Source organism: Rhodoferax sp. GW821-FHT07G04, assembly GCF_059418585.1.
This window is the reverse complement of the sequence record NZ_JBWKQD010000008.1, coordinates 42340-57415: the sequence shown is the minus strand read 5'-3', so window position 1 is coordinate 57415 and position 15076 is coordinate 42340. Positions and strand designations below refer to the sequence as shown.

Here is a 15076-nt window from a genome sequence, read left to right as displayed (position 1 = left end):
ATCAGCACAAAAAAGCCCGCAGCTAGCGGGCTTTTTTACGTCTGTGCGAGTGGTATACATTAACTATCCCTAGCGCAGCCCAGACTCACAAAGCCAACAGTGGGAACGCGCTCGGGGGTAGAAATTGCTTCACTCATGCAGCGATTGTCGTCGCTTTTCCCCAATGGCAGGTGAGATCTGCAACTATGCCTAGCGCTTCAGACCAAAGGTACCCAGAATCTGCTCGGTCTGCTTTTGCATCTGCTCCTGCATCTGCTGAAACAGGTTGTTGCCCATGGTTCCCTGCATAAGCGGCGCCTGCATTTCCATCAGGGCTTGCATATTCTTCTCAAGGTAGCCCCCCATGAAGCCCTGCATGGTGTGGCCGTAAAACCGGATGATGTTGGCCAGCACAGCAGCGGTAAACATGGGCGTGCCGTTGGCCTCTTCTTCCAAGATGATCTGCAACAGGATGCTGCGTGTCAGATCCTCACCCGTCTTGGCATCGCGCACAGCGACGGGCTCGTTCTCCATGACCAACTGCTTGATCTCGGCCAACGTGATGTAGCTGGATGTATCGGTGTCGTACAGCCGTCGATTGGGGTACTTCTTGATGACCCGTTGTGCGGGCTTTCTGTCTGTCGTAGATTTGTTTTGCATATCGCCGAACGGCTTCCCTGGGGATCCAATGTGTATTGCAGTGCAACAGATTCTAGGGATTCGATGAAGAGGCCCAACCTGGGATTACCCTATGGCCCCATTTGGCACAGGCATCAGAAACAAAAAAGCCCCGCCTCCACAAAGGAGACGGGGCATATTTTGGTAGGCGCAATTGGACTCGAACCAACGACCCCCACCATGTCAAGGTGGTGCTCTAACCAGCTGAGCTATGCGCCTACAAGTATTCGAGAGGCCGAAGTATAGCAGTAAAAATAAGGGCTCCCGAAAACGCGGCACCACGGCATCGGCTTGGGCCATAATTGACGTTAACGTAAACGTCAACCTTTCATCCACTCCACAAGGAAAACACCATGGAAATCGCAGGCAAAGTATTTATCGTGACCGGTGGCGCATCGGGTCTGGGCGAGGGCACAGCCCGCATGCTCACCGCCAAAGGCGCAAAGGTTGTCATCGCCGACATGCAAGCCGAAAAAGGCGAAGCCATTGCCAAGGAATTGGGAGGCGCCTTTGTGAAGTGCGACGTGAGCCAAGAAGCCGACGGCCAAGCTGTTGTCGCCAAAGCTGTATCTCTGGGCAAGCTGATGGGCTTGGTCAATTGCGCAGGCATTGCCCCCGCCGAGAAAACTGTTGGCAAGAATGGTGCACACAGTCTGGCCGTATTCAGCAAGACCATCACCGTCAACCTGGTCGGCAGCTTCAACATGATCCGCCTGGCAGCGTATGCCATGTCCAAGAACGAACCCGAATCCACTGGTGAACGCGGCGCCATCATCTCCACCGCATCGGTAGCAGCGTACGACGGACAAATGGGCCAGGCGGCCTACAGCGCGTCCAAAGGCGGCGTGGTCGGCATGACACTGCCCATCGCACGTGATCTAGCCCGCAACGGCATCCGCAACATGACAATTGCCCCCGGCATCTTTGGCACTCCCATGATGTTTGGCATGCCCCAGGAAGTGCAAGACTCTTTGGCAGCCGCCGTACCCTTCCCTTCCCGCCTGGGCACGCCACAAGACTATGCCAAGCTGGCCGTGCACATCTTTGAAAACGACATGCTCAACGGCGAAGTGATCCGTTTGGACGGCGCCATCCGCCTGGCACCGCGATAACCTGCTTACACGCCAAAGCCATCGTCAGCAGCGATCACCGCTCCGTTGACGAAATGGCTTTGGTCCGAGCACAGCATCACGATCAACGCGTCCAGATCCTGCGGCTGCCCTACCCGCTTGCGCGGCAGCATCTGGATCAGTTTTTGGCCGGCCTCGGTCTGCCAGTGGCGGTGGTTGATTTCGGTGTCAATGTAGCCGGGGCAGATGGCATTCACATTGACGCCAAAGCGGCCCCATTCCAAGGCCATGGCCTTGGTCATGTGAACCACAGCCGACTTGCTCATGCAGTACACGCCGATCTGCGGCAGCACCCGCAGGCCGGCCATGGAGGCCACATTGATGATGCGCCCACCCGTGTAGCTGCCCGGCGCAGAACCGGTAGCCCGCGCCAGCATGCGCTTGCCCACCTCTTGGGCTACAAAGAATGCACCTTTGACGTTAGTGTTGAACATGTAGTCGAAATCATCAGGCGACACGTCTTGCAGACGCTGCGTGGTGCTGACGCCCGAGTTGTTGACCAGAATGTCGATAGAACCTACCTCAGTCTCCGCATGGGCCACCGCGGACTTGATGGAGTCGTGGTCGTTGACGTCCAGTTCGATGACGTGGGCATCGCCGCCTTCGCCATTGATGGTGGCCCGCAAGTCTTTGAGCTTTTCGACGCGCCGAGCGGCCAGCACAACGGCCGCTCCCGCTGTCGCCAAGGTGCGCGCAAACTGTGCGCCCAAACCGCTGGATGCCCCGGTGATGAAGGCCACGCGGCCTGAAAGATCGATGGTGTATGCCATTTAGAGAACCTCCACGAATAAAAAAGTACGACCGTGCTTTTGCATAGATTCAACGCATAAAATGCCAAGCGAACCCAGCCAAGGCACTGCACGGTTTGGCTGAATCCTACAGTTCCCATTATTGAACGAGACACACCATGACCAACGAGGAAATTCTTGCCCAATTCGGCCCCCGTGAAGCGATGGAATACGACGTTGTTGTCGTGGGTGGCGGCCCCGGTGGCTTGGCATCGGCCATCCGCATCAAGCAGCTCGCCGCAGAAAAAGGCAAAGACGTTTCGGTTGTGGTGCTGGAAAAGGGTTCGGAGCCGGGCGCGCACATCTTGTCGGGTGCCATCATGGACCCGATCGCGCTGACCGAACTCTTCCCCAATTGGAAGGAAATGGGTGCACCGCTGAACCAGCCGGTGACGGATGACGCCTACATGTTCCTCGGTGAAAAAACTGGCGTGCGCGTACCCAACATGGTCCTGCCGCCCTTCGCGCACAACCACGGCAACTACATTGTCAGCCTGGGCGCTGTGACCAAGTGGCTGGCCGAACAAGCCGAAGCCCTGGGCGTCGAAATCTTCCCCGGCTTTGCCGCCGCCGAAGTGCTGTACAACGACAACGGTTCCGTCAAGGGCGTGGCCACCGGCAACATGGGCGTGGGCAAGGACGGTGAGCCGACTGAGAACTTCCAGCTCGGCATGGAATTGCTGGGCAAATACACGGTGTTTGCCGAAGGCGCACGCGGCCATTTGGGCAAACAATTGATCGCCAAGTTCAAATTGGACGAAGGCAAAGACCCACAAAGCTGGGGCATTGGCATCAAAGAGCTGTGGGAGATCGACCCCAGCCGCCACGAGCCTGGCTTTGTGATGCACACCGCCGGCTGGCCGATGGAATCCGACACCTATGGCGGCGCATTTTTGTACCACCTGGAAGGCAACAAGGTCGCACTGGGCTTTGTCACCGGCCTGGGCTATTCCAACCCCTACCTCAGCCCGTTTGAAGAATTCCAGCGCTGGAAAACCCACCCCAATATCCGCTACTACTTCGAGAACGCCAAGGGCGAAATCACCGCCAAGCGACTGTCGTATGGCGCACGCGCCATCAATGCCAGCGGCATCAACGCGCTGCCCAAGACTGTGTTCCCCGGTGGTTGCCTGATTGGTTGTAACGCGGGCTATTTGAATGTGGGCCGCATCAAGGGCAGCCACGCTGCCATCAAGACCGGCATGCAGGCCGCAGAAGCCGCCTACGACGCAGTGGTGGCAGGCCGCCAGCACGATGAGCTGAGCGCCTACCCCGAAGCCTTTGAGAAGAGCTGGCTATACACCGAGCTGAACAAGGACCGCAACTTCAAGAACTGGTTCAAGTACGGCCTGACCGTTGCCACCATCATGAACGGCTTTGAGCAACTGATTTTGCGCGGCCGCATGCCCTGGACGCTACGCCGCACCAAGCCCGACCACGCCTACCTGAAGCCCGCAGCCGAGTGCAAACCCATCGTCTACCCCAAGCCCGATGGCAAGCTGACGTTTGACCGCCTCTCCAGCGTGTTCATCAGCAACACCAACCACGAAGAACACCAGCCCGCGCATTTGACGCTGAAGGACGCATCGGTTCCGGTGAATGTCAACCTCGCCAAATATGCCGGCCCCGAGGCGCGCTACTGCCCAGCCGGTGTGTACGAGTTTGTGCCCGACACCGCCAAGGGTGGTGATGCCCAACGCTTGCAGATCAATGCGCAAAACTGCGTGCACTGCAAGACCTGCGACATCAAGGACCCCACGCAAAACATCGTCTGGGTCACGCCCGAAGGCGGTGGCGGTCCCAACTACGCCGGCATGTAAGAAGAGACTCGGCAGTGCCGGCCCAGGGCTCTGCCGTTACCCCTCACGTCTTGCAATCCCTGGGCACAGTGGTATTCTGAAGCTTCCATGCGCCACCTGTTGCTACTGATTGCGGGTTTATCCATTGGGCTCGCTGCCCGGGTTGATGCAGCAGACCGCGTGGTTGCCTGTGGCGGTGACAACAATTGGCCGCCGATGTCCTATGCGACGCCAGACAACCCACAGGTCAAGGGCTTTTCAGCAGATGTGCTGCGCGCCATCTTCCCCCATGACCACGACTTGCTGATCCAGTTGCGCCCTTGGGTGCGCTGTTTGACCGAAGTCACACGCAGCGACGGTGCGGACATCGTGATGTCCTTTCTGCGCAATCCGGAGCGAGACAAACAGTTCCTGTTCTCGCGCCCCTATGTCAGCCTGACACCGGCCTACATCTACCTGAGCAGCCGCTACCCTACGCCACCGGTGCGCACGCTGGCTGATCTGGGTACGCTCAAGGTCTGCGCCCTGCGTGGGGCGTCCACGGCCTACACCAAGCTACCGCCCGAAACCATCGATGCCGGATCCAACGGCTACACCAGCCTGATGGTCAAGCTGAACAAAGAGTACTGCGATGTGGTCGTTGACATGCAGGAGGTCATCCAAGGTCATCGCAAATTGGGCACTATCCCCTTGGTAGCAGGCCAGCACACGGTGGCTCTTCTGCCAGAGACCGAGCCGCACCCCCTGCACTTCGGCATCGGCCGCAGCAACCCGCAGGCCAGCAGCCTGGTCGAGCGCCTGGACCGTGGCATCCAGAACCTGCAACGCACCGGCGCCTTGGCAAAAATGCAGGCCAACTACCAGCTCAGCCGGTAGTGGCTTGTTCCATGGTTTAACTAGCGGTTAACCCGCCATCCACTGGCAGACCAATGCCGGTCGTAAAGCCGGCCGCATCGCTGCACAGGTACAGCACGGCAGCCGCAATCTCTTCCACCTGGCCAATGCGGCCCACGGGGTGCACCAGCACCGCCATCTCAGCCTTCTTGGGATCCGAGTCCCGGGCGCGGCGGTACATCTCGGTGTCGATGACCGCAGGGCACACTGCGTTGATACGGATGTTCTTCTTGCCGTACTCCACCGCAGCGCTCTTGGTCAGACCCATGACGGCGTGTTTGGATGCTGCATAAATGCCCATCTTGGGCGCCGCGATCAGGCCTGCCACCGATGCCGTGTTCACAATCGCACCACCGCCCTGCTTCAGCATCGCGGCCAGTTCATATTTCATGCACAGCCACACGCCCTTGACGTTCACGTCCATGATGGCGTCGAACTCGGACTCCGTGCCATCGGCCAACTTACCTTTTTCAATGTCGATGCCGGCGTTGTTGAAGGCATAGTCCAGTCGACCGTAGGTAGCGACGGCTCCCTCGACCAAGGCCTTGACCTCGGCATCGCGCGCCACATCGCAGCGCACAAAGCTGGCCGTACCACCCGCATCGCGGATCTGGGCCACGGTGCCCTCGCCGCCATTCACATCCACATCCGACACCACGACCTTGATGCCTTGGGCTGCGAATGCCAGTGCGGTCGCGCGGCCAATGCCATTGCCTGCGCCAGTGACCAGTGCAACCTGGCCGGAGAATGCTGTCTTGCTCATCGAAATGTTTCCTTTTCCTTATGCCAAAGCGGCGAGATAGGGTGCGAGTTCCTGTTTGGCGATCGCGTTGTTGTGCACTTCATCCGGACCATCGGCCGTGCGCAGATGGCGTGCATAGGCGTAGTACGAAGTCAGCAAAAAGTCCTGGCTGAAGCCCCCCGCACCATGTGCCTGGATAGCCCAGTCAATGACCTTGCAGCAGTTGTTGGGGGCGGCGACCTTGATCATTGCAATCTCCTTGGCCGCTACTTTATTGCCAACCGTGTCCATTCGGTGTGCCGCATGTAACACCAACAGCCGCGTCTGGTCGATCAGCGTGCGGGATTTGGCGATGCGCTCGCGCCACACGCTCTGGTCCGACAGCGGCTTGTGAAAGGCCACGCGCGACACCACGCGCTTGCACATAAGCTCCAGCGCCGCCTCGGCCATGCCTACGACGCGCATGCAGTGGTGGATGCGCCCGGGGCCCAGGCGCCCCTGGGCGATCTCAAAGCCACGCCCTTCGCCAAGCAGGATATTGCTGGCCGGCACGCGCACGTTCTCGAACAGCACCTCGGGGTGGCCGGCCGGTGGGTCCATGAAGCCATAGAGGGCCATGTCCCGCACGATGGTCACGCCCGGCGTGTCCTTGGGCACCAGGATCATGGACTGCTGGCGGTGGCGGTTGGCGTTGTCCGGGTCGGTCTTGCCCATCAGCACAAACACCTTGCAGGCATCGGCCGCCGCGCCGGTGATGTACCACTTGCGGCCGTTGATGACGTAATCGTCGCCATCGCGAGTTATGCGGCATGCGATGTTCGTGGCGTCCGACGAGGCCACGGCCGGCTCGGTCATTGCAAACGCGGAGCGGATTTCGCCCGCCAGCAGCGGCTTGAGCCAGCGCTCCTGTTGCGCCGGCGTGCCATAGCGCTCCAGCACCTCCATATTGCCGGTGTCCGGGGCGGAGCAGTTGAAGACCTCGGCCGACCAGTACTGGTGGCCCATCATCTCGGCAATGGGTGCGTATTCCAGATTGCTCAGGCCAAAACCGTGGGCCGATTCGGGCAGGAATAGGTTCCACAGGCCTTCAGCTTTGGCTTTGGCCTTCAGCTCTTCCACCACGGGGACAGGACGGTAAGCATTGCCCGCCTTGGCGTTGGCAGCAATTTCGCGTTCGCGGCGCTCGTATTGTGGGAAGACGGATTCGTTCAAAAAGGTTTTGACCCGTTGGTGCAGGTCCTGCACCTTGGGAGAAAAATCGGTATGCATTGGGGGTCCTCTAACGCCCTTGGTGGGCCAATGGGGACGAGCTTAAGGCGCTGCCCACGGTCTGACCAATGCTTTGTTTTCAGCACAACTATTCGTTTGGTGCATGATCAAGGCCAACCATAATCAACCAGACCATGAAGAACATCAGCCGCATCGACCTGAACCTTTTTGTTGTCTTCGACGCCATCTACACCGAAGGCAGCATCACCCGCGCCAGCGAGGCGCTGGCTTTGAGCCAGCCGGCCGTCAGCCACGCGCTAGGCCGGCTGCGTACGCTGGTCGACGACCCGCTGTTTGTGCGCGTGGGCCACGCCATGACGCCTACTCCGGTAGCACGGGAGCTGATCGGCCCGATCCGCCGCGCCATCGGCGAGATTGACGGTTCGCTGCGCCAGCTGGAACGCTTCGACCCGCTGACCTCGCAGCGCGAATTCGCGATCGGCATGCGCTCCATCGTCGAGTCCACAGCCATACCCGAGCTGATGCGCCTGACCCGGGGCACGGCACCGGGCGTGCAAATCTCGGCAGTGCACCACAACCGCGCCGACTTTCAATCGGATCTGACGTCGGGTGCGCTCGCGGCTGTGGTGGACGTGCTGCTGCCGCTAACCCATGACATCCACAACCTGCGCCTGACCGGCGGGGCCATGGTGGTGGTTGCCCGCAAAGACCACCCGGTGGTCCAGGGCAGCATCGACCTGCAGACCTATCTGGCGCAGGAGCACATCCTGGCCAGCTCCCGCAAGACCGGGCCGGGCATCGAGGACATGGAGCTGTCACGCCTGGGTGTGCAGCGGCGCATCAAGCTGCGCTGCCAGCACTTCTGGACGGCCTGCAAGGTGGTCAGCACCTCGGACCTGCTGTTCACAATGCCCGAGCGCTATGCCCGGGCCACCAATGGTCTGCTGGGCAATCAGTTGATTCCCTTCCCAATAGCAGTCAGCGCGCACGACATCTTTTTGTACTGGCACGCCAGCGCCGACAACGACCCGGCCAACCGCTGGCTGCGGGACGCGATCATTGCCACGTTTGACAGCGCCTAACGCAGCGCCGACTCGCCGCTATGGTGTCAGGCTGGCAGCGACCAGCGGCCCAGCGTTTCGTGGATGCCCTGACCCACATGGCTTTTGATCAGCTTGAATTCAGTGGCGGTCCAGGTAATGGGGTCGATGTCGTGCCTAGGGATGGATTTGCGGTCGTAGGCTACCGTCATATGGGGTGTGAAGCTCTTCTTGACCTTGAGCCCGGCCTCCTGCATCGCAACGCCCAGGTTTTCACGAAAATCCACCAGCGGTGCGGTGCCCGCATCATTGCCACACACCACATAGGTTCCGCTGCTGGGAAAGCTCATGGCGTGGTCAAAGCTGACGTCGAATGCGCCGGACGCCATGGCGTTGCCGGCCGCTAGTGCTTGCTGGACCAGTTCCGGGGGTACCTCGGCAAAGTTGCCCAGGTCGTGCAGCGTGATGTGCAGGCGGTGCGGCAGCAGAGGCTTGCCCACCAGCCCTTGTTCACGGCCAAAGGCGGCCACCTGTGCAGCAATGGGCCTGGCAAAGTCTTGCGGCAAAAAGATGGAGAAAAACACGCTGAAAGGCAGCCTCTCCGGCCGCTTCTTGGGCACCGGTGTGGCCTTGGGTGGTGGACTCAGCACGGCATCTTCAAAACCCGGCAAGCTCGATTGGTCCGACATGCCCCCTCCTTTTGTTGGTGTTTGGCGCCGTTGGGCGATAGGCAGGCCAGCATAGACCAGTTTTGCCCCCCACGCGGACCAAGGACCGCCACCCCCTGTGCTGCAGGCTAGGGCCGTACTGGCGTCGGCAACAGGCCAACGCGGCCTTTCCAGCCAGACGGCTTTGGTAAAAGTGGCACCTAGCCCTCGTAGAATATAACTTACACGCTACAAATTCAATAGCAATCGCCAGTAAAACCATGGCAGCTATGCAGGGCCTGCCCATGCATCATGCGAGATGTGCATGGGTAATTGGCCTATTCGGGTTTGCAAACCTAGGGAAAACCCTTAATCTACCGGTATCGCAACTTTCCACCCTGACCGGTGGCACTTTTATGTATACCTTGTTTGCCCAGATCGCCCGTTTGCTGTCTACCCGCCGTGCGGCCCCAGAAGACCAAAGCTTGGCCCACCAGCTGATGGACAGCGCAGACGCTTGCGCCGGCAACAGCCCCCACCACGCGCAAGAGCTGCGCGAAGCCGCCTACGCCTACCTCAGCGTCGTCCGCTAAAGCTCCACCGGCGGGCGCGGCACAATCGCCGCATGCCCAGCTCCCGCCCCGCTCCACCTTCCCCCGCTTCGGGTGACGGCGCACCGCATGACCATGCCATAGCGCTGTGGGTCGCGGCACTTCGGCGCAAAGCTGACGCCGCCACACTGAACAGCCTGCCCACCCTCAGCGACGCGGACGCCGCGCGGGTCATGGCCCTGCTGCGCGGGGACACCGCTGTCGAACCGACCGCAGTCTCGGTGTCATCAGCCCCCGCCGCCCCACTTCCGCAGGAGCAGGCCGCGGAGTCGGCCGACGGCACCGTACAAGGCCACTTCCGCCCCCGCCTCACGCTGCAAACCCTGGGCCGCGGCGACGGCCTGTTGGGCCTCAAACCCCAGGGCAAGCTTGGGCCCCGTGGCGACAGCGTGACCCTGGCCCAGTTCGACTGGACCTACCGCACAGCAGCAGGCGACCACTGGGAAGCCCCGGCCCCCTCCTCCATCCTCAACAGCCGCCCGCCAGCGGTGCAAGAGCTGTTCGACACCGGCGGCCCGGTCGTGCGCATGCGCCGCGACTTGGCGGCCGAGGCAGACGCGATGGACCGCGTCTGGGACATGGGTTTCGTACCGCTGGCCGACAGCTCCTTCCAGTGGCGCAGCCGCACGCACCGCCCCATCCTGGGATCCGTGTGGACCCTGTCGCAGGAAGCCTTTTTTGGCGACTTCTGGGCCGACCAGGTGCCCCAACTACAGGCCCAAGGCTGGTCGGTCGTGGTCAAGCCCGGCTTCGCCCACGAGAGCGTACCCGTACAGCGCTGGAAGCTGGTGGTCGGCCCGGACACCGGTGAAGTCCTGTCCAAGGAGCCTGCAGACGCATTGGTACAGCCGGGGCGCGGTGTGCAGAAGCTGCAACTGCCGGCCCGCGAGGGCGCTTGGCTGCTCAGCCTGGGGATAGAGATCGACGGCCAAACATTGGACTTGGCGCCGATGCTGGCCGACCTGCTGCGCCGGGACGCGCGCTGGCTCAATGCGGCCTTGATCGCAACCATTGACGATCTGTCCATCGTGTCCTTGCGCGCGCCGGGTGGCAAGCGCATCGACGCGCCGGCCGCACCGCTGAAGGCCATCGTAGGGCATATGGTGGATTTGCTGACCGACCCGCAACGCGCCCAGAACCAGGGCTTGCAGCTGGGAGCCTGGGAGGCCCGGCGGCTGGACGCCCTGCGGGCCAGTCTGCTGGATGTGCACCGCGTAGGCCCACACAACGCATGGCAATTGCAGGGAAACATGGGTTTGGCAAGCTTGGCCAAGCGCCTGCAGGCCCTGGGCACGCCGCAGCCCGTGGCCTCACCCGAAGGCCTGCAGGTACAGCTGCGCCCCTACCAGTTGGAGGGCCTGGCCTGGCTGCAATACCTGCGTGCCCACCATCTGGGCGGCATCTTGGCCGACGACATGGGTCTGGGCAAGACGGCGCAGGCGCTGGCCCATGTGTTGATCGAGAAAAACGCCGGCAGGTTGGACCTGCCCGTGCTGGTGGTGTTGCCCAATTCCTTGATCTTCAACTGGCAGGCCGAAGCCCGCCGCATGGCACCCGACCTGCGCGTGTTGACGCTGCAAGGCCCAGACCGCGGCACATTGTTTGCGCACATGCCCGAGCACGACCTGGTGCTGACTACCTACCCATTGCTGTGGCGCGATGTTGATGCCCTGGCCGCCCAGCGCTTCCACTTGGTCATCCTGGACGAAGCGCAGATGGTCAAGAACGCAGGCAGCCGCAGCGCCCGCGCCCTGCGCCGCGTGCAAACCCGCCACAGTCTGTGCCTGACCGGCACGCCCATGGAAAACCACCTGGGCGAACTGTGGGCGCAATTCGACTGGTTGATGCCAGGCTTTCTGGGCGATGCCCGCCAGTTTGCGGCCCGGTGGCGCAAGCCCATCGAAGAAAACGGCGAGACCCTGCGCGCCGCGCTCTTGGCCCAGCGCGTGCGCCCTTTCATCTTGCGCCGGCGCAAGCAGGATGTGGCCAGCGAGCTGCCCCCACGCACCGAGGTCATCAAGCGCGTGCAGCTACAAGGGCGGCAGCGCGAGCTGTACGAGAGCGTGCGCGTGGCGGCCGACGTGCAGGTGCGCCGCGTGCTGCAACGCCAGGACTTCGGCGCTGCGCAAATCAGCATCCTGGACGCCTTGCTGAAGCTGCGCCAGGTGTGCTGCGACCCACGACTGGTGAAACACAGCGACGCTGGTTCAGCGCAGGGGCCACAACTCGCCGCCGGGCCGCCCCAAGGCGAGTTAACCCCATCAGGGGGCAGCGACCCGCGTAGCGGTGGAGCGTGGGGGTCCCATATGGAGAGGGCCAAGCTGGAGCTGCTGGCCGATATGCTGCCGGCCTTGGTGGAAGACGGCCGTCGCATACTGGTTTTCTCCCAATTCACCGCCTTGCTGGACCTGGTTGCGGACCAACTGGTGGCGCTGTCTTTACCCTTCTTGAGCCTGACCGGCAGGACCAGCTCGCAGGAACGCGGCACTGTAGTCCAGCGCTTCCAGGCGCAGGAAGTGCCTGTGTTGCTGCTGAGCCTGAAGGCCGGTGGCGTGGGCCTGAACCTGACCGCTGCCGACACCGTGATCCACATGGACCCCTGGTGGAACCCCGCTGTCGAAGAACAGGCCACCGCCCGCGCCCACCGCATCGGCCAGGACCAGCCGGTCTTCATCTACAAGCTGGTGGTGGAAGGCAGCATTGAAGAACGCATGCTGGAACTGCAGACCCGCAAACGCGTGCTCACGGACAGCGTGCTGGGGCACGACGCGGCCGGTGCCGTGAAATTCGACCAGGCCGACTTGGACGCCCTGCTGGCCCCGTTGGGCGCGCTAATGTCCAACCACGTAGACCAGGGTGACGCGGAACCGCGCTGGGGCAGCAGCGGCCGGCGGCGCTGATTCGCCCATGCTCCTAGGGTATCTCCCTAGAAATTTTCCGCTTCCAGGCATATCCAAACTTCATGTGATTTGGTATCTTATTGGTATTCAATAATCACTTGTAGAAAGTGAGAATTTTCGAGACTGGTATGTCATTGGTTAAAACCACAACCCAGTCCCGCTGTGCTCCACAAACTGGGCTCAGTGCCGGGTTACGCATCGCCGACCTGCCACCCGCAGGGGCAGGCAGGTGTTTTGGGCTTTACCACAAGCGCCATCAGCAACCTGGACCCGAGGGCTGTGCGCCCCAGGCAATCACCTTCTTGCGGCGGCCGTTTTAATGGTTTGAGCGGACGCACAGGGCGGGGGATGGCAGGGCGCAGACAGCGTGCAACGAGGGCTTTTGGCCCTCGTTTCATTTGTAAGGGCCACTATTGCATCGAGCCCCCGTCTTCGCCGCAGATGCGTTGCGCTTCATACCTCTTGTCAACAGCTTTGCACACGCTACCGGCTACAGTTGCGATCCGTGAATCGCATCAAGCATCAAATAGGGAGAGAAGAATGTTTTTGAAGCCAACCGCTTCAGGGTTCCGCTACTGGGCCGCAGTAGTGGCGCTCTGGGTACTTGCCACAACCACCCAGGGTGCTTTCGCACAGGTGGATGCAGCCCCCAAAACCATTCCCGCCGAGGTATTTTTCCGAGACGCCGACATCGGCGAAGCCATTTTGTCGCCCAACGGAAAGCGCCTGGCCCTGACCACGGCCCAGGGCGGCAAGCGCTTTGCGCTGTACGTATATGACCTGACCCAGAATACGCAGGCGACCCAGGCGGCGTATTTCAGCAATGCAGACGTGCGTCACGTCGAATGGCTGGACGACGAGCGCCTGCTCTTCAGTGCGGTGGACTATGCAGAAGGAAGTGGCCGCCCCAACGGCGCGCCTGGCCTGTTCATAGTCGGGGCCGACGGAACCCATTTGCGTTCGCTCATCAACCGGAAATCGTCGCGCGTCGTAGCGGGCAGTGGGGCCAGCAATGCACTGGAATGGAATCACATCCTGCTGAGCATCCCCTTTCCGCGACCGGGCAAACCCAATGATGAAGTCATCATTGGCAAGCTGCAGGACAACGCAGACAGTGACAGCGCCAATATCGCCCCATTGGTTCTGAATGTTGCCACGGGCCGCACGCGCAACCCCGGTTTCAACGCACCGCATGGCGTCACGGCATGGAAGTTTGACAGCAACGGGGAACCCCGCATTGCCATCACCCGCACCAACAACCGCGAAGCCATCTACTGGCGTGGACCGGGTGAGACAGAGTGGCGCAAGCTGGTTGAAGGCGATGCCCTGTTCATGCCCTTCTCCCCCCATACCGTGGACGATGCCGGGAATTTGTATGTCACGCGCAGCCAAGGGGTTGACCGCTTGCGCGTATTGACACGCTACGACTTCGAAAAAAACGCGCCCGTTGCCAAGCCACTGGTGACCACGCCAGGGTTTGACTTCAGGGGGCAACTCATTCTGGAGCGGGGTTCCGGCGCAGCGCAAGGTGTCCGCGTAACGACCGACTCTGAAACGACCGTCTGGCTGGACGAAACGCGCAAGCGCATCCAGACCGTTGTAGATGAAAAGCTGCCCGGCCGCATCAACCGAATCGGCTGCCGTCAGTGCGATGAGCCGGGTGCGGTTGTTCTCATCCGTTCATCCTCCGACCGCGACCCTGGGCGATTGCTGATCTACCGCCCCAACCCTGGCCCAGGCCAGCAGCAATGGCAAGGCATAGCCGCCATTCGCGCTGGAGTTGACCCAAACAGCATGGCAAGTGTTGGCTTTCAGCGCATCAAAGCACGCGATGGCCGCGACCTTCCGCTTTGGATCACGTCGCCACAGGGGCTGGCCCCCGGCAAGGCGGCCCCCACCGTGGTGCTGGTGCATGGTGGGCCCTGGGTGCCCGGCAAAACCTGGCACTGGGATCCCATGTCACAGTTCCTGGCGTCACGGGGCTACTTGGTCATCGAACCCGATTTTCGCGGTACGACCGGATACGGTGCGGCGCACTTCAAGGCGGGCTGGAAACAATGGGGCCAGGCCATGCAGAACGATGTGGCCGACGCCTTGCTGTGGGCACAGAAACAAGGTATTGCCAGTGACCGTGCCTGCATTGCCGGTGCAAGTTATGGGGGTTACAGTGCCCTGATGGGCCTTATTCGGCACCCTTCCTTATACCGGTGCGGGGTGGCTTGGGTTGCAGTCACGGATCTCCAGCTCTACGCCCATGGAAATTGGTGGGTGGGTGACGACATCGGTGAAATCAGTCGCAAATACGCGATTCCTGAATTGGTGGGCAGCGCAGACAAAGATGCGGACCTGCTGGCCAACAACTCCCCCGTATTGCTGGCGTCGGAAATCAGGGCCCCGCTGATGCTGGCCTACGGGGAAGGCGATCGGCGCGTCCCCTTGGCCCACGGTACCCGCTTGCGCGATGCGCTCCAAAAGCTCAATCGCGATCCGGACTGGGTCACCTATGCCGGCGAGGGCCATGGATGGGGCAAGCTGGAAACGCGCCTGGACTTTGCCCAACGCATGGAGGCCTTTCTGGCCAAGCACCTGTTGGCGCCGGATGCGCCAACAACCGCTACCAATACGACGAAGCCTTAAC

Annotated in this window: 12 protein-coding genes and 1 tRNA gene; 7 read left to right on the top strand and 6 right to left on the bottom strand. The window is 61.3% G+C overall.

Going from position 1 to position 15076, the window contains the following annotated elements; genetic code table 11:
* Positions 1-189 precede the first annotated feature (189 nt).
* Positions 190-639 carry a polyhydroxyalkanoate synthesis repressor PhaR gene (gene phaR, locus AC07OO_RS25190; RefSeq protein WP_495084922.1) on the bottom strand — a complete coding sequence of 150 codons (450 nt, stop codon included), beginning with the start codon at positions 637-639 and terminating at the stop codon, positions 190-192.
* Between the two features lie 160 nt (positions 640-799).
* Positions 800-876 (bottom strand) — tRNA-Val (locus tag AC07OO_RS25185).
* A gap of 134 nt (positions 877-1010) precedes the next feature.
* Between AC07OO_RS25185 and AC07OO_RS25180 the strand changes: the two genes are divergently transcribed.
* Positions 1011-1769 (top strand): 3-hydroxyacyl-CoA dehydrogenase, encoded by a 759-nt coding sequence (locus tag AC07OO_RS25180; protein WP_495084921.1) that lies wholly within the window; start codon positions 1011-1013, stop codon positions 1767-1769.
* Between the two features lie 5 nt (positions 1770-1774).
* Here AC07OO_RS25180 and AC07OO_RS25175 read toward each other — a convergent pair whose 3' ends face one another.
* Positions 1775-2557 carry an SDR family oxidoreductase gene (locus AC07OO_RS25175; protein ID WP_495084920.1) on the bottom strand — a complete coding sequence of 261 codons (783 nt, stop codon included), beginning with the start codon at positions 2555-2557 and terminating at the stop codon, positions 1775-1777.
* Positions 2558-2694: 137 nt separating this feature from the next.
* Here AC07OO_RS25175 and AC07OO_RS25170 point away from each other — a divergent pair, with 137 nt between their 5' ends.
* Both AC07OO_RS25170 and AC07OO_RS25165 read left to right on the top strand, forming a co-directional pair.
* Complete coding sequence (locus AC07OO_RS25170) at positions 2695-4395, top strand: electron transfer flavoprotein-ubiquinone oxidoreductase (RefSeq protein ID WP_495084919.1); 1701 nt, start codon at positions 2695-2697, stop codon at positions 4393-4395.
* 87 nt (positions 4396-4482) lie between these two features.
* On the top strand, positions 4483-5250 hold the full coding sequence (locus tag AC07OO_RS25165; RefSeq protein WP_495084918.1) for a substrate-binding periplasmic protein: 768 nt from the start codon (positions 4483-4485) through the stop codon (positions 5248-5250).
* Between the two features lie 16 nt (positions 5251-5266).
* On the opposite strand, the gene AC07OO_RS25160 is transcribed toward AC07OO_RS25165, so the two are convergent.
* Together AC07OO_RS25160 and AC07OO_RS25155 are read right to left on the bottom strand one after the other, a co-directional pair.
* A complete protein-coding gene (locus tag AC07OO_RS25160; protein ID WP_495084917.1) occupies positions 5267-6031 on the bottom strand; it encodes an SDR family oxidoreductase in 765 nt (254 codons plus the stop codon).
* Between the two features lie 18 nt (positions 6032-6049).
* On the bottom strand, positions 6050-7279 hold the full coding sequence (locus AC07OO_RS25155) for an acyl-CoA dehydrogenase family protein (RefSeq protein WP_495084916.1): 1230 nt from the start codon (positions 7277-7279) through the stop codon (positions 6050-6052).
* A 134-nt stretch (positions 7280-7413) separates the two neighbouring features.
* On the opposite strand from AC07OO_RS25155, the gene AC07OO_RS25150 reads away from it, so the two are divergent.
* Positions 7414-8322 carry a LysR family transcriptional regulator gene (locus tag AC07OO_RS25150; RefSeq protein ID WP_495084915.1) on the top strand — a complete coding sequence of 303 codons (909 nt, stop codon included), beginning with the start codon at positions 7414-7416 and terminating at the stop codon, positions 8320-8322.
* A gap of 26 nt (positions 8323-8348) precedes the next feature.
* On the opposite strand, the gene AC07OO_RS25145 is transcribed toward AC07OO_RS25150, so the two are convergent.
* Positions 8349-8969: a 2'-5' RNA ligase family protein gene (locus AC07OO_RS25145; protein ID WP_495084914.1), complete on the bottom strand. Its 621-nt coding sequence runs from the start codon at positions 8967-8969 to the stop codon at positions 8349-8351.
* A gap of 374 nt (positions 8970-9343) precedes the next feature.
* Here AC07OO_RS25145 and AC07OO_RS25140 point away from each other — a divergent pair, with 374 nt between their 5' ends.
* The 3 genes from AC07OO_RS25140 (at position 9344) to AC07OO_RS25130 (ending at position 15075) form a co-directional block, all read left to right on the top strand.
* A complete protein-coding gene (locus tag AC07OO_RS25140) occupies positions 9344-9520 on the top strand; it encodes a hypothetical protein (protein WP_495084913.1) in 177 nt (58 codons plus the stop codon).
* Positions 9521-9552: 32 nt separating this feature from the next.
* Entirely contained in the window at positions 9553-12438 is a 2886-nt protein-coding gene (locus AC07OO_RS25135) for a DEAD/DEAH box helicase (protein WP_495084912.1), read from the top strand.
* Positions 12439-12978: 540 nt separating this feature from the next.
* On the top strand, positions 12979-15075 hold the full coding sequence (locus AC07OO_RS25130; RefSeq protein ID WP_495084911.1) for an alpha/beta hydrolase family protein: 2097 nt from the start codon (positions 12979-12981) through the stop codon (positions 15073-15075).
* The last annotated feature ends 1 nt before the right edge of the window (position 15076 follow it).